Below are 22,020 nucleotides of genomic sequence, written 5' to 3'. Positions count from 1 at the left end.
CCCCCCCCCCCCCCCCCCCCCCCCCCCCCCCCCCCCCCCCCCCCCCCCCCCCCCCCCCCCCCCCAGCTCCCACATTTGTTCAGCGGTGCCTTAAAGTGCTGTGGTTTCTTCAGTGGCATACATCCACCGCAACAACGAATGCCGCCCGCTGATCCCCAGCTTGATCGATGCGCGCTTGAGGTAGCTTTCGATGGTGTTGACCTTCAACGCCAGTTGCTCCGCCAATTCCGGCGCGGTACGCCCGGCCAGCAGGCCGACGCACACTTCCAGTTCGCGGTTGGACAAGGTCAGCCCCGATTGCACCAGGCGTTCTTCAATGCGCCGGCGCAGGGTGTCGATGCCCTGGCTTTGCGGTACTTGCAGTTCGCTGTCGGTGCGGCACGGCTGGATGGCGGCGATGTGTTTTTCCACCATGGGCAGCAACAGCGAGGAAAAGTCCTGCAACATGCTGCGTTCCTGCGGCGAAAAGCTGTCGGACTGGCTCGCGCGGTACACCGACAGCACATAGCGCATGTCGTCTTTGCGCCGCGTCAGGTGCAGTTGTGCCGCGGGCTGTTCTTCCCCCAGCGCGGTCATGGAATCGGTGTACACGGGGCTGATCTTGCGGCGCAATTGCCCTTCGGAACTCACCCGTAGTTGCGAGATATGCGTGGCGTCCACTGCCAGTTGGGTGAGGATGAGGTCGTGCAGCATGCGTGGGAAATGGCGACTGCCGGTGCTGGCGATGACCTTGCCTATATGTGGGAACAGGTGTGAGTTCATCAATTCGTCCATGAGTTTCAGGTGCAGGCATTCGGCTATATAGCGACGGGGATTAAGAAGGTAACAAGTGCGAATAACCCACAGTGATAATGCGTCCCGTCGGAACGTATGCTAGTACAGCCTGGCGAAAGGATGGGGATCCAATCTGTAAAAAGTCGACATTAAAAACACAAAACGGTGGTCGGACCTGTCCGACCACCGTTGTGGGAAAGTGCCGTGCTTGAGCCTTATCTGACGGCGTGAGCAACCATCGGGGTATGACGCGGGGTTGTGCGTGTGCACTTGGCCAGGGCTTGCTGCACATCCGCGAGCAAATCGGCGACATCTTCAAGCCCCACCGACAGGCGCACCAGGCCTTCACTGATGCCGTGGGCCGCCCGTTCCTCGCGCGTGTAGGTGGAATGAGTCATGCTGGCCGGGTGCTGGGCCAGGGATTCGGCATCCCCCAGGCTGACCGCGCGGGTGAACAGCTTGAGTGCGTTCATGAAGCGTCGGCCAGTTTCGATCCCGCCCTTGAGTTCGAAGGCGATCATGCCGCCCGATTGGCTCATTTGCCGCGCCGCTAACTCGTACTGTGGGAAAGAGCGCAAGCCGGGGTAGGTAACGCTCACCACGGCCGGGTGCGCTTGCAGCGCTTCGGCCACGGCCAGGGCGTTGCTGCAATGGCGGTCCATGCGCAGGGCCAGGGTCTTTAGCCCGCGCATCAACAACGACGCATCCTGCGGCGACATCACGGCGCCGGTCAGGTCCTTGAGCCCTTGCAGGCGGATACGCTGGGCCAGCGCATGGCTGCTCACGGCGATGCCCGCGGTGATATCGCCATGGCCGCTGAGGTATTTGGTGGCCGAGTGCACCACCACATCTGCGCCCAGGTCCAGGGGGCGTTGCAGGTAAGGGGTGCAGTAGGTGTTGTCGACCACCAGCGTGATGTTGCCGTGCGTGTGGGCGATGTCGGCCACGGCGGCAATGTCCACCAGTTGCAGGTTGGGGTTGGCCGGGGTTTCGCAATAGATCATGCGCGTGGCGGGGGAGAGCGCGGCACGCAATGCCTGCGGGTCTGTGAGGTCAATGTGGCGCACCTTGATACCGAATTCGCCAATACCGTGGTGCAGCAGCGCGAAGGTGCAGCCGTAGAGCGTCTGGCTGACGATCACTTCATCGCCGGGGCGCAGCAGGGTCCAGAACGTGGCGGCGATGGCGCCCATCCCGGAGCTGAACGCCACCGCGGCCTCGCCATTTTCCAGGGTGGCCATGCGTGACTCCAGCAGTGCCAGGGTCGGGTTGGAAATGCGCGTATAGAAGTGCCCATTGGCCTCGCCGGCAAAACACGCCGCGCCGTATTCGGCGGTGGGGAAGGCAAAGGTTGCCGACAGGTAGGTGGGCGGCACGAGCGCGCCGTGGTGGTCCTTGGGGTCGTAGCCGTGGTGGATGGCGCGGGTGGAAAAGCCGAATGCATTGTGTTTATTGTTCATGTCGGACGCTCCTTATTTCCTACAATGCTATGCTCATAACCAGAGATGAACGTTGCAAAAAATGCGCATAAATCCCGCGTCCTGGGTTGAATCTCCTATAAAAACAATGAATAGAGGCACGTTATGCCCGTGAGTCTGGACCGCACCGACAAAGCCCTGTTAAACGCCCTGCAGGGCAATGCTCGCCTCACCGTGGCCGAACTGGCCGACCGCGTATCCCTGACCACATCGCCGTGCTGGCGACGGGTGAGGAACCTGGAAGAGAGCGGGGTGATCAGCGGCTACCAGGCGATCCTGTCGCCCAAGGCCCTGGGGTATGGGGTGACGGCATTTGTCAGCATCATGATGGAAAGCCACACCCAGGAAATCGCCCGCAAGTTCGAGCAGCGGCTGTTGGAAATTCCGGAGATCGTGGCGTGCCACAACGTGTCGGGGCGCTATGACTTTTTGCTCGAAGTGGTGGCCAAGGACCTGGAGTCGTTTGGCGAGTTTGCCCGCGAGGTGTTGCAGACCCTGCCGTGCGTCAAGGAGATCTATTCGAGCTTTTCCTACAAGTCGGTCCGGCCCTTGCGCGTGATCCCGTTGCCGGGATAAAGCTCAGCGAAAGAACTCCCCCGGCGTCGCCTCGAACTGCTGGCGAAACGCATTGATAAACGCCGACGTCGACTCATACCCGCAGCCCAGCGCCACGTCCGTCACCCGCTCGCCTTGCTCCAGGGCGGGCAGGGCGGTCAGCAGGCGCAGGCGTTGGCGCCAGGCGCGAAACGTCAGGCCGGTGTCACTGAGGAACAACCGGCTGAGGGTCTTCTCACTCACCCCCAGTTTCTGGCTCCACTGGCCCAGGGTAGTCTGCTGTTCCGGGTGCGCGTTGAGGCTGCGGTAGATCTGGCGCAGGCGTGGGTCCAGGGGCAGCGGCAGCATCAGGTCGACCTGAGGGGCGGCCGCCAGTTGGTCCAGCACCACTTGGGCCAGGCGCCCGTCGGGTCCGTCTTCGGCATACTCCACCGGCAACTCGCTGAAACTGCGGATCAACTCGCGCAAGAGGCTGCTCACTTCCAGTACATGGCAGCGTTCGGCCGCCCAGGTGGTCACGCTGCAATCGAGGTACAGGCTGCGCATTTCGGTGTGCGGCGAACTGAACACCCGGTGCGGCACGCCTGCGGGGATCCACACCGCACGCTGGGGCGGCGCGACGAAGCGGCCGACGCTGGTCTGAATCTCCAGCACCCCGGAAATCGCGTAGGACAATTGCACCCACGGGTGGCTGTGCCGGCGGGTCAGCGCCCGGTTAGGCAGCGATTCGGTGCGCCCATACACCGGGCGTGGCAGGCTGGAGAGCCCGGGCACCGTGCGGCGGACGGTCTTGTCATGTCCTTTAGGCGGCATTTACTGGCTCATTGGCGTTAGTCGGTAACAAGCCGTTACGTTAGAGTCGCGAGGATGCTCTTGGCAACCCCTGGAAGATTTGCTTATGACCCGCCCGCGTTTTCTGCCTGACAACTTCACCCTGACGTTGATTGCCACGGTGATCATCGCCTCCCTGCTGCCCGCCAGCGGCCAGACCGCCGTGGCCTTTGGCTGGGTCACCAACCTGGCCATCGCGCTGCTGTTTTTCCTGCACGGCGCCAAGCTGTCGCGCCAGGCCATCGTCGCCGGTGCCGGCCACTGGCGCCTGCACCTGCTGGTGTTCAGCCTGACCTTTGTGCTGTTCCCGCTGCTGGGCCTGGCGCTCAAGCCGGTGCTGTCGCCGCTGATCGGCAAAGACCTGTACATGGGCATGTTGTATCTGTGCGCGTTGCCGGCCACGGTGCAATCGGCGATTGCCTTTACCTCCCTGGCGCGGGGCAATATCCCGGCGGCGATCTGCAGCGCAGCGGCCTCCAGCCTGTTCGGGATTTTCCTGACGCCGTTGCTGGTCACCCTGTTGCTCAACGTGCATGGCGATGGTGGCTCGACCGTCGACGCGATCCTGAAAATCAGCGTGCAACTGTTGCTGCCCTTTATTGCCGGGCAGATTGCCCGTCGCTGGATCGGCGAGTGGGTCGGCCGCAATAAAGCCTGGCTGAAATTCGTCGACCAGGGTTCAATCCTGCTGGTGGTGTACGGCGCGTTCAGCGAGGCCGTCAACGAAGGCATCTGGCACCAGATCCCGCTGTGGGAACTGGGTGGCCTGGTGGTGGCGTGCTGCGTGTTGCTGGCCTTGGTGCTGGTGGCGTCCACACTGCTGGGCAAGGCCTTTGGCTTTAACCAGGAAGACCGTATCACCATCCTCTTCTGTGGCTCGAAGAAGAGCCTGGCGACCGGTGTGCCGATGGCGCAGGTGCTGTTTGCCGGGGCGACCATGGGCGTGCTGATCCTGCCGCTGATGCTGTTCCACCAGATCCAACTGATGGTCTGCGCCGCCCTGGCGCAGCGCTATGCCAAGCGCCCGGAGTCGATTCCGGAGCTGATGGCGCAGGTCGATCCTTAATCCTCTCTTGGGAAATTTCCTACGTATAGGTGGGAAGTTTCCCTTATAGATCAAGACTATTCCCGGCCACTATTACCCCATTCGCACCCGCAAAGTGGTTGGTAAGCATGGCCTCTTCCCCCGTCAAACCCTTGCCCAGTGAGTTGGAGATCCAGCGTGGCCTGGCCTTGGGTGAATTTCGCGCCTGGTTCCAACCCAAGTTCTTCATGCACACCGGCCAACTGGCGGGCGTGGAGGCCTTGGTGCGTTGGGAACACCCGGCGCGGGGCGTGCTGCTGCCCGAAGACTTCCTGGCCGCCGTGCTGGCCTATGACCTGATCGACGACATGTTCAAGCAATTGCTCGAGCAAGGCCTCAGCCTGCTCGGCGTGTTGCGCCGCCAGGCCATGCAGTTGGAGCTGGCGTTCAACCTGCACGCGTCGCAATTGCTCAGTGGTGCCTTGGTCGCCCACATCCAGTGGGCCCTTGGGCAGCACGGTTTTTCCGGCGCTTCCCTGGTGTTCGAGTTTGCCGAAAACGGTTTGCTGAACGCCTCGCCAGCGGTCCAGGAAAACCTGCTGCGCCTGCGCATGCTGGGCTGTGGCTTGGCCATCGACGACTTCGGCAACGGTTTTACGTCCCTCAAGTTGCTCTGCCAACTGCCCTTCAACCAGCTCAAGCTGGACGGCGGCTTTGTGCGCCACAGCCCCAGCATGGTCAGCAGCACCCTGGCACTCTCGCGGTTCCTGGGCATGAGCCTGGTGATCGAGGGGGTCAGCGACCCGCAGATCCGCGACGGCGTGCTGGCCCTGGGCTGTGAACTGGGCCAGGGTTTTTACCTGGCCCGGCCCATGGCGGGCTACCGTTTGCTGCCGTGGCTGGAAGCGCAGGCATCGGGCTATTCAAAGCTCTAAGAAATTTCCTACACTCAGGTCGCGCTCGTGTATTTTGTGGCGGCGTGTCTCACAGGGGTTGTTATGTTTAAAGCTTTAGTCGTGGATGATCATCCGTTTATTCGCTCCTCGGTGAAGATGCTCCTCAAGCAGGAAGGCTATGAGGTCGTGGCCGAGGCCGACAACGGCGCCGATGCGGTGCAACTGGCCCGTGAACACGAGCCTGAACTGATCGTGCTGGATATCGCCATGCCCAAGCTCGACGGCCTGGAAGTGATCGCGCGCATTTGCGCCCTGGGCCTGCGGTGCAAGATCCTGGTGCTGACCTCGCAGTCGCCGCTGTTCTATTCCATGCGCTGCATGAAGGCCGGCGCGGCGGGGTATATCTCCAAGACCAACGACCTGGATGAACTGATCAAGGCAATCAAGGCGGTCATGGGCGGCTACACATTCTTCCCCAACCTGGCCCACAGCTCGGTACGCCGCAGTGACGCTGAAACCACCGACCTGGAATTGATCCAGAGCCTGTCCGACCGCGAACTGACCATCTTGCAGCAGCTGTCCCAGGGCTTGAGCAACAAGGAAATCGGCGACGCGATGCTGCTGAGCAACAAGACCGTCAGCACCTACAAGACCCGCCTGATCGAGAAGCTCAAGGTCAAGTCGGTGGTGTACCTGGCCGATTTCGCCAAGCGCAATAACCTGGTCTGAATGAACAGGTCCTCGCGCAAATGGCTGATGGGCGCACTGCTCGCCGGCACCCTGAACGGCGCCGTGCTGGCGGCTGCGCCGGCTGACACCTATCAGGTCCTGGGCCGTTCCCATGTGTCGGAATACACCGTCTCGCTCGCCGAGCAGGACTGGAGCTGGCTGCGCGGGAAAGGCGCTTTGGTGCTGGGCGCGTCCGCCCCGGATTACTCGCCGTTTGGCATGACCACCAACGGCCGCGATTACGAAGGCATCACCGCCGACTACGCCAAGCTGCTCAGCGAACTGTTGCGCACCCCGGTGGAAGTGCGCCGCTTTGCCTCCCGGGCCGATGTGATCGAGGCGCTCAAGCGCGGCGAAGTGGACTTTCTCGGCACCGCCAATGGTTTTGAGCAGGCCGACCACGACCTGCTGATGTCGACGTCCTATGCCGAGGACCAGCCGACCCTGGTCACCCAGGTCGCCAACAGCCAGACCCTCACCGAGGACCTGGCCGGCAAGAAGATCGCGATGCTCTACCACTACCTGCCGCCGCAGGAAGTCGAGGCGTTCTACCCCAAGGCCACCTTGCAACTCTATCCCTCGACGTTGAGTGCGATCGGTGCCGTCGCCTTCGGCAATGCCGACGTGTACCTGGGCGACTCCATCAGCGCCCAGTACCTGATCAACAAGAACTACTTGAACAACGTGCAACTGGCCGACTTCTCGCGGATGGAGGTCAGCAACTTCTCCTTCGCGGTGGCGCAGGCCAACACCCGCCTGCTGCACATCATCAACACCGCGCTGGCGGCGATCCCCCAGGGCGAGCGCATGACCATCCTGCGCCGCTGGAGCGCGGGTGGCGGCAGCATGCCGGGGCGTACGGCACTGAACTTCAGCGCCAGTGAGCTGCGCTGGATGGCCGCGCACGCTCATGTGAGGGTGTCGGTCGACGACAGCTTCGTGCCGTTCTCGTTTTTCAACGAAGACGGCGAGTTCCGTGGCATCAGCGCCGATGTACTGGCCAAGGTCGCGCTGCGCACCGGCTTGAAGTTCGACGTGCGCAACACGCAGTCGGTGGCGGGCATGATCGAGCAGATCCGCACGGACAAAGCCGACTTGTTGATTACCGTCACCCCCAGTCAATCCCGTGAAAGCCAGATGCGCTTCACGCGGCCTTACTTGAGCACCCCTTACGTGCTGGTCAGCCGCACCGGCCCGAACAGCCCGGCCACTCTGGATGACATGGCCGGCAAGCGCCTGGCCGTGATCACCGGCAACCCGGTGCGCGACCAGTTGCTGGATCAGTACCCGAACATCACCCTGGTCAACGCGGAGAACGCCCAGCAAGCCATGGCCCAGGTGGCCAACGGGGAGGCCGATGCGGCGGTCAATTCGTTGATCACGGCGCGCTACATGATCTCGCGCCAGTACCGCGACCGGTTGCGCATCACCACCACGGTCGGCACCGAATCGGCGCGGGTTGCGTTCGCCACGTCGCGCGGTGCGCTGGAGCTGTATTCGATCCTGGAGAAGGCACTGCTGAGCATTCCGCCGGAGGAAATGGACGAAGTCACCAACCGCTGGCGCAGTGAAATTGCCGTGGATGACAGCTACTGGCTGCGCAACCGTGCCCTGATCCTGCAAGGCTTTGCCGTTGCCGCAGTCTTGTTGCTGGTGGCGTTTGGCTGGATCGCCTACTTGCGCATGTTGATGCGCCAGCGCAAGCAGGCACAGATCGCCTTGAATGACCAGATGGAGTTCATGCGCGTATTGATTGACGGCACGCCGCATCCTATTTATGTGCGCGACCGTGAGGGGCGCTTGCGCATCTGCAACAGCGGTTACCTCGACGTGTTCGGCGTGGAGCGTGACGCCGTGCTTGGCAAGACCGTGGTCGAAGGCGTGCTCAAGCGCGCCGACGAAGCCGCTGCCTACCATGAAGACTATTTGCAGGTGATGGCCGACGGCGTACCCCGGGTGCAGGATCGCCGCCTGACCATGGGGCCGGACAACGTGTTGACCATTTACCACTGGATGCTGCCGTATCGCGGCAGTGACGGTGAAGTCAGCGGCATGATAGGCGGCTGGATCGACATCAGCGAACGCCAGCACTTGCTCGAAGCCCTGCGCGAAGCCAAGGAAGGTGCCGACGCGGCCAATCGGGCCAAGACCACGTTCCTGGCGACCATGAGCCATGAAATCCGCACGCCGATGAACGCAATTATCGGCATGCTCGAACTGGCGATGAAAAAGGCCGACCAGGGCGTCACCGACCGTTTCTCCATCGAAGTGGCGTCGGGCGCGGCTCGCGGCCTGCTGGACCTGATCGGCGATATTCTCGACATTGCGCGCATCGAATCCGGCCGCCTGTCCCTGGCACCGGAGCGCGCCAACCTGCGTGAACTGGTGGAATCGGTGGCGCGGATTTTCGAAGGGTTGGCACGGCAGAAACAGCTGCAGTTGATCCTCGACCTGGATGCCAGTATCAACCGTGAGGTGCTGGTGGACCCGCTGCGCTTCAAGCAGATTGCGTCCAACCTGTTGAGCAATGCGATCAAGTTCACCGGCCAAGGCCAGGTGCGCCTGCGGGTCAGCGCCGAACCTGGCGCCGATGATGAGCGCCTGGCGATCTGCCTGCGGGTGGAGGACACCGGCAGCGGTATTTCCAGCGAAGACCAGCAGCGTCTGTTCAGCCCGTTTGCCCAGGCCAGCAACCATGGGCAGTCGGCGCGTGGCGGCTCTGGCCTGGGCCTGATGATCAGCCGCACATTGTGCGAAATGATGGGCGGCACCCTGGTGCTGCACAGTGTGTTGGGGCAGGGCACCCAAGTGGAAATGCGCGCCAGCCTGCCCACCCTGGCGGCGCTGGAACATGCGCCGGCTGCCGAGCCGGTGCAGATGCCGGCGTCCCAGGCATTGAAGGTGCTGGTGATCGACGATTACCCGGCCAACCGCCTGTTGCTCACCCAGCAACTGCACTACCTCGGCCACCGCGTGGTGGATGCCGAGGACGGCGCCCATGGCTTGCGGGCCTGGCGTGCGGAGCATTTCGACGTGGTGATCACCGACTGCAATATGCCGTTGATGAATGGCTATGAACTGGCCAGGGCGATTCGTGATGAAGAACGCGCCAGGGGCCTGCAACCCGGGCTGATCCTCGGCCTGACCGCCAATGCCCAGCCCGAAGAAAAAGACCGCTGCCTGGCGGCGGGCATGGACGATTGCCTGTTCAAGCCCATCAGCCTGCAGGACCTGAGCGCACGCCTGACCTCCCTGACCCCGGAAAGCGTGCCGGCACCGGTCGAGGCCTTGCCGGACGACATCGACCTCACCAGCCTGGAACAACTCAGCCGGGGCGACGAGGCCTCCATCAGAAGCCTGCTGCACGATCTGGCCACCAGCAACCAGCAGGACATGTCACGCCTGATGCAGCTGTTCACCCAGCACGACGTCACGGGCCTGTCCGACCTGGCGCACCGGGTCAAGGGCGGCGCGCGGATCATCAAGGCACAACGCCTGATCCAGGCCTGCGAAGCCTTGGAAACCGCCTGCGAAGGGCTCAATTCGGCCGTACTGACCGACGCCGTCGACGCCCTGCAACAAGCCATGGAACAACTCGAACACCACCTCGACACCTACCTGGCTTGTAGTGAGCGAGCTTGCCTCGCGCCGCAGGCACCGCGCACTCCCTGAAAAACCACGGCGCCCGAACTGGCACCGCCACACGCCTGTCCCTGAAATCCACGGCGCCCAAATTGGCTGCCACACACCTTGTAGTGAGCGAGCTTGCCTCGCGCCAGAGGCACCGCGCACTCCCTGGAAAAACACGGCGTCCGGCTTGAGACGGCGGCGCCCCCGGTGCGGGGCAAGCCCGCTCACTACAACGCCCGTGTCCGTGGTGTGGGGTACAGACACGTTCGGTAACTGGATGGCGCGGGGCGGAGGCGGGAGGTGGGCTAGCGTTAGTGCTCTCAAGGACGTTCCCAGGAGCAGCGGTTTGCTACCCACCCCTCAAACCCATCGCCTGCGTCGTGGCCGTTATTCGGAACACGGGCGCAGCTACCTCATCACTGCCGTCGTGCACCACCGCCAACGCCTGTTCACCGACCTGTTTCTCGGCCGCCTGCTGGTTGCCGAATTCCGTCGGGTCCATGAACAAGGCCTGGTCGACTCCCTGGCCTGGGTCATCATGCCCGACCATATCCACTGGTTGTTTGAACTGAAGCAGCAAACGCTGGCCGACGTGGTACGGCGTATCAAGTCACGCAGCACATTGACCATCAACAGACGCCGCCATAGCCAAGAGCGCGTGTGGCAACCCGGGTATTACGACAGGGCTGTGCGGGTGGAGGACGACATTCGCACCATGGCGCGTTACATCGTGGCCAACCCGTTGCGCGCAGGCCTGGTTGAACGGGTGGGTGACTATTCGCTTTGGGACGCCGCCTGGCTCTAATGCCCACTCCCTTAAAAACCACGTCGACTGAATTGGGGCGGCTGCGCCCCCCGGCGCGGGGCAAGCCCGCTCACTACAGATCTTTGGTGTGGGAAATTTCCTACGTGTTGCGGGGATGGATACTACATGGCTGGGTAATTCCAAGGCGGAAGATAAACCTCGTCGACACAGCAGATGCTTTGTTTATTTCAGGCGCGTATCCGGCGCCTGGCAACTCATCCGTGCATGGCGACAGTGATTAAAACTTTCCCCTTGGAGTTGCACCATGAAGATCAAAGCCCTCTCGCTCGCAGCCCTGGTTTGCGCCACCGGCGCCCAGTTCGCCAATGCTGCCGATGGCACCATCAATTTCAACGGTGAGCTGGTCAACCAGACCTGCACCATCGCCGTTGACGGCGTTGTCAGCCCGGCCGTTGCCACTGTGACCCTGCCAACCATCTCCACGAGCCTGTTGACCGCTGCCGGCCAGGCCGAAGGCCGTACCGGTTTCAACATCCAGTTGAGCAACTGCGTCGGTTCTGCCGCCACCGCTGCTGCGTTCTTCAACTCGGGCGCCACCGTAGACCCGGTCACCGGCAACTTGAACAACATGACCGGCACCGCCACCAATGTGCAACTGCAACTGGTCGATGCCCAAGGCGGCGCGGTGATCCAGGCCGGTAACACCAACCAGCTCACCCGCACCACCCGCAACACCATCGACGCCAGCGGTGCGGCCAACATGCCGTACGCCGTGCAGTACTTCGCCACCGGCACCACCACCGCCGGCACCGTGGTCAGCTCCATCACGTACAACGTCGACTACCAGTAAGCCCCAGTCACATCTGCGCGCGGCCTGTGCGGCGCGCCGATGTGCGGCTGATGAGGTGTGTTATGTCCTGCCTGAAAATGCTCCGCCGTAGCGCATGTGTGGCCCTCGCCACGTTGGTCTGCTCCCAGGCCATGGCCGGTGTGGTGATCACCGGTACCCGTTTGGTCTACCCCGCGGGCCAGAAGGAAATCACCGTCAAATTGAACAACAACGGGATGCACCCCGCGCTGGTCCAGGCCTGGGTGGATACCGGTGATATCAACGCCAGCCCCACCAGTTCCAAGGCACCGTTCGTGCTGTCGCCGCCGGTGTCGCGCATCGACCCGAGCAAGGGCCAGAGCCTGCGCCTGATGTTCACCGGCGCGCCATTGGCCAGCGATAAAGAGTCGGTGTACTGGCTCAACATCCTGGAGATCCCGCCCAAGGCCGATGGCCCGGTGGACCTCAATGTGCTGCAAATGGCGTTTCGCTCGCGCATCAAGATTTTCTACCGCCCCGATGGCCTGCCGGGCAGTGCCACCGATGCACCCGCCGGGCTGCAATGGAAGGTCATCCCGCAGGGCCAGGGCTATGCGCTGCAGGCCTACAACCCGAGCGCGTTCCATGTGTCGCTGGTGGAACTGACCCTCGCGACCGGCAACCAGCGCTTCGAAGGTGAGAACGGCATGGTCGACCCGGGTGCGACCCGCGTGTTTGCGGTCAATGGCCTCAAGGCCTTGCCGGGCGCAGGCCAGGTCGAGTTCAACGCCATCAACGACTACGGCGCCCTGATGCCGATGCAACAACCGCTCAAGCCCTGACCTCCATCGCGCACGAGTAACTGACCATGACTATTCCAGGCCTGGGCCACGGCCCGCAGGCGCAACCGCGCTTTGCCCTCAACCCGCTCGCAGTGGGTGTCATCACCGCGCTGGTCGGGTGCCTGGCACCGTCGGCGTGGGCTGAAGACGTGCAGTTCAACGACGCCTTCCTGCCCGAGGATTCCCGCAGCCTCGACCTCACCCCGTACCAGAAGAGCAACCCGGTGCTGCCGGGCAACTATCGGGCGGATGTGGCGGTCAACGGCAGCCTGGTCAGCCGTCAGGACATCCGTATCAACGCCGATGCCGATGGCAGCCACCCCGTGGTGTGCTTCAACAGCGGCCTGCTGCAGCTGATTGGCGTGGACATGCACAAGCTGTCGGCCCACGCGAGCGCCGCCCTGGAGAGCGGCGCCACGTGCCTGGAGCTGGGCCAGTTGATCGAAGGCGCCATCGCGACCTTTTCGCCGGACAACCAGCAATTGGATATCAGCATTCCGCAGGTGGCCTTGCGCCGGGACGCCCGTGGGTATGTCAGCCCTGAACTGTGGGACCGTGGCGTCACGGCCGGCACCTTGAGCTACACCTTCAACGCCAACCACAACAAGACCGACTTTGGCACCTACGACTCGGCCTACCTGGGCCTGAATGCCGGCTTGAACCTCGGCGACTGGCGCCTGCGCCACAACGGCTCGCTCAATTGGCAGAAGGACTCGGGCCAGGACTACCAGACCCTCAACACCTACGCCCAGCGCGACGTGACAAGCCTGCAAAGCCAACTGACCGTGGGCGAGGCCAATACCAGCGGCGAGATCTTCGACACCCTGGCCTATCGCGGCGTGCAACTGGGCACCGATGACCGCATGCTGCCCGAGTCCCAGCGCGGCTACGCACCGGTGATCCGTGGCATTGCCCGCACCGGAGCACGGGTGGCGGTGCGCCAGGCCGGCAACCTGCTCTACGAAATCACCGTGGCGCCCGGCGCCTTCGTGATCGACGACCTGTACGCCACCGGATACGGCGGCGACCTGGACGTGACCGTGTACGAGGCCGATGGCAGCGAACAACGCTTCGTCGTGCCTTACGCCGCCACCGCCCAACTGCTGCGCCCGGGCACCTCGCGCTTCAGCGTGACCGCCGGTGAAACCCGCAGCAACTACCTCGACCGCCAGGCCAAGCTGGTGCAAGGCACCTACCAACTGGGCCTGAGCAATATCTTCACCGGCTACGGCGGCGTACAGGGCAGCGATGACTATCGCGCGCTGCTCGGCGGGCTGGCGTTCGGCACGCCGATTGGCGCCATGGCGGTGGATGTGACCCAGGCCCAGACCGACCTTAAAAGCGGCCAGGCCAAAGGGCAGAGCGTGCGCATGAGCTACAGCAAGAACATCCTCAGCACCGGCAGCAACTTCGCCGTGGCGGCCACGCGCTTCTCCACCCAGGACTACCTGGATTTCACCAACGCGATGCAACTGCTGGATGCCGAGCGTACGGGCCTGGATACCAGCCTGTTCGGACGCCCGCGCAGCCGTGTGTCCCTCACCGCCAACCAGAGCCTCGGCCCGTGGGGCCAGGTGGCGTTCAGCGGCTTCACCCAGAATTACTGGAACCAGCCGGGCCGCGATGTGCAATACCAGTTCAGCTACAGCAAGCAAGTGCGCCAGGTCAGCTATGGCATCAGCGCCAACCGCAGCCGTGTCGGCCTGGGCGAGATGGACACCAGCCTGTTGTTCACCGTGAGCATGCCTTTGGAGTTCGGCAAGTCCACCCACCAGCCGCAACTGTCGGCGCGGGTCATGCGTGACACCCAGGGCAGCTACAGCGAGCAGGCGACCCTCAGCGGCACTGCCGGCGAGGATCGTCAGTATCAATACAGCCTCACCGGTGGCCATGAAGGTGCCAGCGGTGCCAACAGCACCTCGGTCAACGGCCAATACATCGGGCCCAAGGCGATTGTCGGTGGCACGGTCAGTCGTGGGCAGGGCTACGACAGCCTGTCGCTGAATGCCAGCGGCAGCGTGGTCGCCCACCCCGAAGGCGTGACGTTTACCCCGTATCGCGGCGAAACCATGGCCGTGATCAGCGCGCCAGGTGCCCAGGGCGCCAAGGTGGTCGGCTTCCCGGGCCTCAAGCTCGATGGCCGAGGCAATGCGGTGGTGCCTTACCTGCGCCCCTATGAATTGAACGAAGTGGCGATCGACCCGATCGGCTCTTCCCTGGACGTGGAACTCACCGAAACCAGCCAGCAAGTCGCCCCGCGCGCCGGTGCGGTGGTGGCCCTCAAGTACGGCACCAGCACCGGTGAAGCACTGTTGCTCAACGTGACGCTCACCGATGGCAGTGCGCTGCCGTTCGGTGCCAGCGTGACCGATGACCGGGGCGTGTCCGTGGGCGTGGTGGGGCAGGGTGGCCAGCTGTATGCGCGGGTCAAGGAGGATGCGCGGCGTTTGTTGATCAGTTGGGGAACCCAGGCCGGCCAGCAATGTGCGTTGCCGCTGCCCGCCGGCAAAAGTGACGGCCAGCAACTGCGCCAGCTGGATGTGGTGTGTGCCTCACCAACGGACACGTCGCGGCTCAGTGCCGCGCGGTCGAACTGATTCGGAGGTTATATGAAGTCTGTATTGGCCATTTTGGCGTGTGTGTTGAGTGTGTTCGGCAGCCAGGTTTCGTTCGCCGCCGTGTGCCGCTTTTCGGACGACAATCCGTTGGGAAACCGGGGTGTGACAGCCACCATGCCGTTGTTGGGGACGAACATCACGGTGGGTCGTGATGTGCCCCTGGGGGCTGAGGTGTATCGCCAGACGTTCGCGCCCGCCAGCGTCATCAAAACCACGTGCAACGACATCAGCACCTACGCGATTGAACGCAATTTCTTCACCCGCACGCCGATGCCGTTGAGCAGTTGGTCCTCGGGCCCCTATGCCGGGAAAATCTATGAAAGTGGCGTGCCCGGGATCGGCATCGTAGTGACGCATGGTAATGATGCCTTGCCCTATGACTGGAACTGGATGAACTGCACCGGTTGGACCGTCACCTGCGTGATTTCGCTGGGCACGGGGACGCTCTCGTTCACGGTGCTTTTCATCAAGACCGGGCCTGTGTCTGCGGGCGTCGTCAATGGCAGCAATATCCCATCGCCGGGTCGCAACCTGATCACCGACATGACGATGGACATGATCCGCCTCAACTTCTCCGGCAGCATCAATATCGTCTCGCGCACCTGCGCCACGCCGGACGTCGCGGTGCCCATGGGCAGCCATCAGCTCAGTGAGTTTTCCGGGCGCAACACCTTCACGCCCTGGAAGGATTTCTCCATTGCCCTGAACAACTGCCCGGCGTTCAACGGCTACTACCAGAGCAGTGGGCCGACCTGGGTCAGCGATGGCGGCAGCGGCGTGGTGGGCAACCTGGATTCACGCAAGAGCAACGTGCTGCGGGTGCGCATCGACCCGACGCTGGCGGCGGTCAACCCCACCCAGGGCATTCTGAACGTCAACCCCAGCGCGCCCGGCGACAGCCCGGCCGCTACCGGTGTGGGGGTGCAGGTGGCCGACAGCCACGGCACGCCCTTGCCACTGGCCACCTTGCGCGCCAGTGGTATCACGCCGCGTGCCGATGAAGGGGCCAGCTATTCCATACCGCTCAAGGCCCGCTATATCCAGACCGAAGACCGCATCACGGCCGGTCCGGCGAATGCCACCGCCACCTTCACCATTGACTATTACTGAGGCTTTTTCATGTCATTTCTACCGCTGCGGGTCCTGGTACTTGAGGACCATCTGTTCCAACGTTCCGTGGCCGTCAGCTTGTTGAAGCAACTGGGCTGTGGCGAAGTGCTGGAAGCTGCCAATGGCGACGAGGCCTTGGTGGCGCTGCACCGCGCCGGCAGTGTGGATGTGGTGGTGTGCGACTTGCAAATGGATGGCATGGATGGCCTGGAGTTTATCCAGCGCATCAGTGCCACCGGGCAGGTGGGCGCGATCATCGTCAGCAGTGGCCTGCCTTGGGACGTGCGCCGCGCGGTGCGCCAGATGGGCGCGCTGCTGGGGGTGAACATGCTTGGGGATATTGGCAAGCCGTTGCAGGCTGAAGCCCTGCAGCCGTTGCTGGAACTTGCGTTGAGCCAGCGCCCGGTGGTTCCTGAGGTGCAGTCGCCGCTGGACATCGCCGATGAGCCACAGGTACGCCAGGCCATTCTCGACCAGCAACTGGAGGCTTGGTATCAGCCCAAGTTCGACCTGCAGACCGGTGCCGTGCTCGGGGTGGAAGTGTTGGCGCGCTGGAACCACCCGTTCAAGGGGGTGCAGTCGCCCGCGGTGTTTCTGCCGGCGATGGAAAAAGCCGGCCTGATGGACGAACTGCTGTTTGCCCTGATGCGCCAGGGCCTGGCCCTGCAACGCCAGGCCAAGGGCCAGGGTTTGAGCCTGGACCTGGCGTTCAACCTGCACGCGGCGCAGTTGGCCGATGCCGGCCTGACCGCCCACATCAAAGGCCTGCTCAGTGCCTACCAGGCGCCGTGCGCAGGCATCACCTTTGAACTCACCGAGAGCGGCCTGCTGGAAGTGCCAGCCGTGTCCCTGGAAAACCTGGTGCGCCTGCGCATGCTGGGGTGCCGCCTGTCCATCGATGACTTTGGTGCCGGGTTCTCCTCGTTGCAGCGCCTGTGCCAGTTGCCGTTCAACGAGATCAAGCTCGACGCCGAATTCGTCCGTGGCCTGGCCCATGAGCCACGCTGCCGCGCGGTGATCGGCAGCACCCTGGCCCTGGGCAAGACCCTCGACATGTCGGTGGTGGTGGAAGGCATCGAAACCGCCGAGCAACACCAGCAACTGCTGGAACTGGGCTGCACCCAGGGTCAGGGCTACTGGCATGCGCGGCCGATGCAGGGCGCCGACCTGTTGCGCTTGCTGCAAGGCGACGCGCAACTGCGCCGTTGGAGCCAGCCATGATCAATAAAGCCTTGCGCATCATGATCGCCGACCCGCAGCATCACCAGCGCCTGCGCCTGGAACAGGACTTCAACCGCCAGGGTTATTACGCCATTGCGCCGGTGTCGAGCCTTGATGAAATGCTCACGCTGCTCGATTACGGTGGTATGGGCTTTGACCTGGTGCTGGTGAACGCCAGCCTGGGCGCGAGCGAGCGTTTCGACCTGTCGGCCTATTGCCTGGAGCACCCACGGGTGGGGCAGGCGTTGATCTACGCGGTGCCCCAGCGACAAACGGCCTAAAGTCCGAGCCGTCGTGGACGACTACCTTCTTAACTACACAAGAAGGAGCGTCGGCATGAACCTCAAGCGTTTGTCATTGGTTACCGGCTTTCTTGCGGTGTGGGCGGGAAGCTGCATGGCGGCCTCTTCGGGCGTCATTCAGTTTCACGGGAGCATTGTCGAGCCCGGTTGTGTGCCGGACGCACCGGGCGGCGCCGCGATGCTGTTGAAAAACTGCCCGCAAGCGTCACGCGGTAGCCAGTTCGACGTGCGGCCAGCCCGTAGCGTCCAGGCGCTGGGCAACGCTGCGGCCAACGTCAAGCTGGTGACGGACAGCGGCGAGGGGCGCTATTACGACCAGCGGTATGTGCTGGTGGATTCACGGGGCAAGCCCATTCAATCGGGGGCCTACGTGGTCACCATGACCTCGCCTTGAGGGCGCTTGAGGTTAATTTGAGCGGGATGAGCGTCAACAACCAGGTCGCAAACCTATAGAATGCTCGGCGGCGGCGCTTGTCCTGGGCGGCCGCTTGATCATCGCCAGAGTACCGCGCCCTTCAATGAGCATTTCAGCCGCAACCCCCCAAGCCAACTGGCAACCGGTCATCGCCCTCGCGCTGGCCGCGTTTGTGTTCAATACCACCGAATTCGTCCCCGTCGGGCTGCTCAGCGCCATTGGCGCCAGCTTCGACATGCCCATCGCCAGCGTCGGCCTGATGCTCACCATCTACGCCTGGATTGTGTCCCTGACCTCGCTGCCGGTGATGCTGCTGACCCGCAACGTCGAGCGGCGCAAATTGCTGATCGTGCTGTTTGGCCTGTTTATCGCCAGCCATGTCCTGTCCAGTGTTGCCACCAGCTTCGGCATCCTGATGCTCAGCCGGGTCGGCATTGCCTTGTCCCATGCGTTGTTCTGGTCGATCACCGCCTCGCTGGCGGTGCGCCTGGCGCCAGAAGGCAAGCAGGTGCAAGCCCTCGGTCTGCTGGCCACCGGCACCTCCCTGGCGATGGTGCTGGGCATTCCCCTGGGCCGCCTGCTGGGCGAAGCCATGGGCTGGCGCACCACGTTCCTGGTGATCGGCGCCTTTGCGGCCGCCCTGGTGTTCTGGCTGGCGCGCACCTTGCCGTTGCTGCCCAGCCAGAACTCCGGCTCCCTGCGCAGTTTGCCATTGCTGTTCAAGCGCCCGGCGCTGGTGGCGCTCTACGTGCTCACCGCCATGACCGTGACCGCGCAGTTCACCGCCTACAGCTACATCGAACCCTTCGTCGAAGGCGTGGCCGGCATGAGTGGCGGCGCCGTGACCCTGATCCTGCTGGTCTTCGGCGGCGCGGGCATTATCGGCTCGCTGCTGTTCAGCCTGGTACACCGCTTTAACCCGCACCTGTTCGTGGTCGGCGCGGTCTCCATCCTGGCCGCCTGCCTGGCGCTGCTGTTACCCCTGAGCGGTGCCGAGTCGTACCTGGTGGCACTGAGTGTGTTCTGGGGCATGGCGATCATGGGCTTCGGCCTGGCTATGCAATCGAAGGTGCTGGTATTGGCGCCGGATGCCACGGACGTGGCCATGGCTATGTTCTCCGGCATCTACAACATCGGCATCGGCGGCGGCGCCCTGATGGGCAGTTGGGTTGGCAGCCAGTTCGGCTTCGCCTGGATCGGCGCGGCGGGCGGCTTGCTGGCGGCAATGGCGTTGATTGGGTATTGCCTGGCGATTCGCAAGTTCGGGACGGGTGTACCCCGTCAGTGAGGAGATACCTTATGACGATCAAACCTTTGGTGCTTGCGCTGCTTGCCAGCGTGTCGGCACTGTTGGTCAGCCCTTCGAGCTTCGCCGCCAGTTTCGATTGCACCAAGGCCAAGGCGCCTGACGAAATCACCATCTGCAAGACCGTCAGCCTGAATGACCAGGATGTGACGATGGCGTTGCTCTACGACCTGAACAAGCACTTCATGGCCATGGGCGGGCGCGGCTCGTTGATGGACGGGCAGGCCGAATGGCTCAAACAGCGTCAAGCCTGTGGTTCGCAGGTGAGCTGTCTGAGCAACGCTTACACGCAGCGCATTGGCATGTTGCGGCGGTTTATTGATGAGCGGGTGATGACGAAGGGGCCGTTTTGATAGCGCTCTGATTTCTGCGGCGTGACGCCTCAATCGGTTTCGGCAATCAGGAGCGATTGCACACTGGATAACGTTTCCAGGTTTGAACGTATTCCCAAAGCAGCTTGCGTTCCAAGTGCTTGATATAGGCCTTCGTTTGAGGGCTTCCAATGTCAACCGGGCAGGCGGACACCCACAGGTGTTCGACCGGCGTGGTCTCCCTCAGGGTCTGTCTGAAGGTGTTGCCGCCTGAGTGACCTGGCCGTTCGTTGAACGCAGACACATTGAACTGCTGCAGTCGTTTGGCAAGCGTCTGCCCGGTGGTCTCACCGATGTAGATAGTTAACTCATGCCCGGTGTGTGAGTCAGGTTTGCTTTCGCTGCGAGCAATGTAATAAACGCCGGGTAATTGTTTCCCGGGCAGTTCGTTGCGGTTTGTCCAGGGATGCCAATCAGAGAACTCCAACTTATGCGGCATATGCCTTTCTTCCTTGTAAGACCTAAAGAGGCAATGCTATCTCGAAAAGTGGCTACAGGCCACTATCTGGCGATCCACGTGTTTCATGTATTGACCGAAGACTGGTAAAGAAGACCCCGTAAAAACCAGACAAGTCTCACGGAGTATCTTGTTGCGCATTGCTACCGTCGCCCAGGACCGCACACATCCCGTGTGATGGCACCTGAGTAGCAATGGAGTCGCGTGTGCAAAAGCGTTTGACTGTAGAGTTTCTGGGCACTTTCTGGCTGACGTTCGGCGGCTGTGGCAGTGCCATTCTGGCGGCGGCATTCCCTGGGTTGGGCATTGGTTTTGCCGGTGTGGCCCTGGCATTTGGTCTGACCGTGTTGACCATGGCCTATGCGGTGGGAGGAATTTCCGGCGGGCATTTCAACCCGGCGGTGACCGTCGGCCTGTGGGTGGGGCAGCGAGTGTGTGGCGCTAAGGTGTTGCCCTATATCGTGGCGCAAGTCATCGGCGCGATTGCCGCGGCTGCGGCGCTGTATGTGATTGCCAACGGCCAGCCAGGTTTTGAGATGGGCGGCTTTGCAGCCAACGGCTACGGTGCGTTGAGCCCGGGCCTGTTCGACATGAAGGCCGCGCTGGTGGCTGAAGTGATCGCCACGTTCTTCTTTGTGCTGATCATCATGCGCGTCACCGCGCCGGGCCCGGCCGCCGCCTTCGCGCCGATTGCCATCGGCCTGGCCTTGACCCTGATTCACTTGATCCTGATCCCGGTGACCAATACCTCGGTCAACCCTGCACGCAGCACTGGCCCGGCGTTGTTTGCCGGCGGTGAGTACATTGCGCAACTGTGGTTGTTCTGGCTGGCACCGATTGTCGGCGGGGTGCTGGGCGCGTTGGCGGCGCGTGCATTGGACGAACGCAGCCCGCAGTAATGCGGCGGCTTTTGCAGGAGCGTGCTTGTGCGCTCCTGCATAAAACCTGCGTTACAGCGCAGCCAGTACGGCCTCGAGTTTTTCCTGGTCTCGCGCGAATTGGCGAATGCCTTCGGCGAGCTTTTCGGTGGCCATCGCATCTTCATTCGACGCCCAACGGAACTGCGCTTCGGTCAGTTGCTGGCGCGCTTCGCCCGTGGCACCCGGCACCAGTTTGCGTGCCAGCGTGCCGTTGTCGTCGGCGAGTTTTTGCAGCAGGTCCGGGCTGATGGTCAGACGATCACACCCCGCCAGTTCTTCGATCTGGCTGAGGGTGCGGAAACTGGCGCCCATGACCACGGTCGGGATGTTGTTGGCCTTGTAGTAGTTGTAGATGCGCGTCACCGACTGCACGCCCGGGTCTTCGGCGCCGGTGTAGTCCAGGCCGGTGTTCTTGCGGTACCAGTCGTAGATGCGGCCCACGAATGGCGAGATCAGGAACACCCCTGCGTCGGCGCAGGCCACGGCCTGGGCGAAGGAGAAGAGCAGGGTGAGGTTGGTCTGGATACCGGCTTTTTCCAGGCGCTCGGCGGTGCGGATGCCTTCCCAGGTGGAGGCCAGCTTGATCAGCACACGGTCACGGCCGATACCGGCCTGGTCGTACAGGGCGATCAGCTGGTTGGCCTTGGCCCACAGCGCGTCTTCATCGAAGGACAGGCGTGCATCCACTTCGGTGGAGATACGCCCCGGGATCACCTTGAGGATGCCAGCCCCCACCGACACCGCGAAGTGATCGCAGGCCAGGTCTACATTGCCCTTGGAGTGGGCGACGGCGCTGCGCAGCAGTTCAGCGTATTCCGGGATGGCGGCAGCCTTGAGCAGCAGCGACGGGTTGGTGGTGGCGTCCACCGGGCGCAGGCGGCTGATGGCTTCCAGGTCGCCGGTGTCGCAGACCACGGTGGTGAATTGTTTGAGTTGTTCGAGCTTGGACGTCATGGACGGCAGTCTC

The 22,020-nt window shown here is 62.8% G+C and carries 21 protein-coding genes; 16 read left to right on the top strand and 5 right to left on the bottom strand.

The features are described from left to right. Window positions 1–90 precede the first annotated feature (90 nt). Together AC07OV_RS27410 and AC07OV_RS27405 are read right to left on the bottom strand one after the other, a co-directional pair. Window positions 91–762, bottom strand: a complete 672-nt coding sequence (locus AC07OV_RS27410; protein WP_176998983.1) for a response regulator transcription factor — start codon at window positions 760–762, stop codon at window positions 91–93. A 227-nt stretch (window positions 763–989) separates the two neighbouring features. Beyond that, entirely contained in the window at window positions 990–2,234 is a 1,245-nt protein-coding gene (locus AC07OV_RS27405; protein WP_495093361.1) for a methionine gamma-lyase, read from the bottom strand. A gap of 123 nt (window positions 2,235–2,357) precedes the next feature. Here AC07OV_RS27405 and AC07OV_RS27400 point away from each other — a divergent pair, with 123 nt between their 5' ends. Beyond that, complete coding sequence (locus AC07OV_RS27400) at window positions 2,358–2,828, top strand: Lrp/AsnC family transcriptional regulator (RefSeq protein ID WP_495093360.1); 471 nt, start codon at window positions 2,358–2,360, stop codon at window positions 2,826–2,828. Between the two features lie 3 nt (window positions 2,829–2,831). Here the strand turns inward: AC07OV_RS27400 and AC07OV_RS27395 are convergent, their stop codons facing one another. Beyond that, complete coding sequence (locus tag AC07OV_RS27395; protein ID WP_178923240.1) at window positions 2,832–3,620, bottom strand: AraC family transcriptional regulator; 789 nt, start codon at window positions 3,618–3,620, stop codon at window positions 2,832–2,834. 85 nt (window positions 3,621–3,705) lie between these two features. On the opposite strand from AC07OV_RS27395, the gene AC07OV_RS27390 reads away from it, so the two are divergent. The 14 genes from AC07OV_RS27390 (at window position 3,706) to AC07OV_RS27325 (ending at window position 19,658) form a co-directional block, all read left to right on the top strand. Continuing rightward, entirely contained in the window at window positions 3,706–4,704 is a 999-nt protein-coding gene (locus AC07OV_RS27390) for a bile acid:sodium symporter family protein (protein WP_495093359.1), read from the top strand. 107 nt (window positions 4,705–4,811) lie between these two features. Beyond that, window positions 4,812–5,597, top strand: a complete 786-nt coding sequence (locus tag AC07OV_RS27385) for an EAL domain-containing protein (RefSeq protein WP_176998988.1) — start codon at window positions 4,812–4,814, stop codon at window positions 5,595–5,597. Window positions 5,598–5,660: 63 nt separating this feature from the next. Continuing rightward, a complete protein-coding gene (locus AC07OV_RS27380; RefSeq protein WP_495093358.1) occupies window positions 5,661–6,287 on the top strand; it encodes a response regulator in 627 nt (208 codons plus the stop codon). After that, the gene (locus tag AC07OV_RS27375) at window positions 6,288–9,959 is read left to right on the top strand and encodes a transporter substrate-binding domain-containing protein (protein WP_495093357.1); all 3,672 of its coding nucleotides are present in this window, start codon (window positions 6,288–6,290) and stop codon (window positions 9,957–9,959) included. Window positions 9,960–10,263: 304 nt separating this feature from the next. Continuing rightward, window positions 10,264–10,722, top strand: coding sequence for an REP-associated tyrosine transposase (locus AC07OV_RS27370; RefSeq protein WP_494998789.1), 459 nt, complete (start codon window positions 10,264–10,266; stop codon window positions 10,720–10,722). A 265-nt stretch (window positions 10,723–10,987) separates the two neighbouring features. Next, window positions 10,988–11,533, top strand: a complete 546-nt coding sequence (locus AC07OV_RS27365) for a fimbrial protein (protein WP_176998991.1) — start codon at window positions 10,988–10,990, stop codon at window positions 11,531–11,533. A gap of 62 nt (window positions 11,534–11,595) precedes the next feature. Further along, entirely contained in the window at window positions 11,596–12,333 is a 738-nt protein-coding gene (locus AC07OV_RS27360; RefSeq protein WP_495093356.1) for a fimbria/pilus periplasmic chaperone, read from the top strand. A gap of 26 nt (window positions 12,334–12,359) precedes the next feature. After that, on the top strand, window positions 12,360–14,930 hold the full coding sequence (locus AC07OV_RS27355) for a fimbria/pilus outer membrane usher protein (protein ID WP_495093355.1): 2,571 nt from the start codon (window positions 12,360–12,362) through the stop codon (window positions 14,928–14,930). A 12-nt stretch (window positions 14,931–14,942) separates the two neighbouring features. Continuing rightward, entirely contained in the window at window positions 14,943–16,061 is a 1,119-nt protein-coding gene (locus tag AC07OV_RS27350) for a fimbrial protein (protein ID WP_176998993.1), read from the top strand. 9 nt (window positions 16,062–16,070) lie between these two features. Continuing rightward, entirely contained in the window at window positions 16,071–17,282 is a 1,212-nt protein-coding gene (locus AC07OV_RS27345) for an EAL domain-containing response regulator (protein WP_176998994.1), read from the top strand. Then, window positions 17,279–17,563 carry a hypothetical protein gene (locus AC07OV_RS27340; protein WP_494998792.1) on the top strand — a complete coding sequence of 95 codons (285 nt, stop codon included), beginning with the start codon at window positions 17,279–17,281 and terminating at the stop codon, window positions 17,561–17,563. Before AC07OV_RS27345 ends, AC07OV_RS27340 begins: the two co-directional genes overlap by 4 nt. A 55-nt stretch (window positions 17,564–17,618) precedes the next feature. Next, a complete protein-coding gene (locus tag AC07OV_RS27335; RefSeq protein WP_494998793.1) occupies window positions 17,619–17,978 on the top strand; it encodes a type 1 fimbrial protein in 360 nt (119 codons plus the stop codon). 124 nt (window positions 17,979–18,102) lie between these two features. After that, complete coding sequence (locus AC07OV_RS27330) at window positions 18,103–19,287, top strand: sugar transporter (RefSeq protein WP_495093354.1); 1,185 nt, start codon at window positions 18,103–18,105, stop codon at window positions 19,285–19,287. A gap of 11 nt (window positions 19,288–19,298) precedes the next feature. Then, on the top strand, window positions 19,299–19,658 hold the full coding sequence (locus AC07OV_RS27325) for a lysozyme inhibitor LprI family protein (RefSeq protein WP_494998794.1): 360 nt from the start codon (window positions 19,299–19,301) through the stop codon (window positions 19,656–19,658). 46 nt (window positions 19,659–19,704) lie between these two features. Here AC07OV_RS27325 and AC07OV_RS27320 read toward each other — a convergent pair whose 3' ends face one another. Continuing rightward, window positions 19,705–20,115 (bottom strand): hypothetical protein, encoded by a 411-nt coding sequence (locus AC07OV_RS27320; RefSeq protein ID WP_176998999.1) that lies wholly within the window; start codon window positions 20,113–20,115, stop codon window positions 19,705–19,707. A gap of 212 nt (window positions 20,116–20,327) precedes the next feature. On the opposite strand from AC07OV_RS27320, the gene aqpZ reads away from it, so the two are divergent. Continuing rightward, window positions 20,328–21,032 carry an aquaporin Z gene (gene aqpZ / locus AC07OV_RS27315; RefSeq protein ID WP_176999000.1) on the top strand — a complete coding sequence of 235 codons (705 nt, stop codon included), beginning with the start codon at window positions 20,328–20,330 and terminating at the stop codon, window positions 21,030–21,032. A 51-nt stretch (window positions 21,033–21,083) separates the two neighbouring features. Here the strand turns inward: aqpZ and tal are convergent, their stop codons facing one another. Next, the gene (tal, locus tag AC07OV_RS27310; RefSeq protein WP_495093353.1) at window positions 21,084–22,007 is read right to left on the bottom strand and encodes a transaldolase; all 924 of its coding nucleotides are present in this window, start codon (window positions 22,005–22,007) and stop codon (window positions 21,084–21,086) included. Between the last annotated feature and the right edge of the window lie 13 nt (window positions 22,008–22,020).

This window comes from Pseudomonas sp. GW821-FHT09A09, from assembly GCF_059418405.1.
Note: the sequence above shows the minus strand (reverse complement) of the source record. Positions and strands in the feature narration are given on the sequence as shown.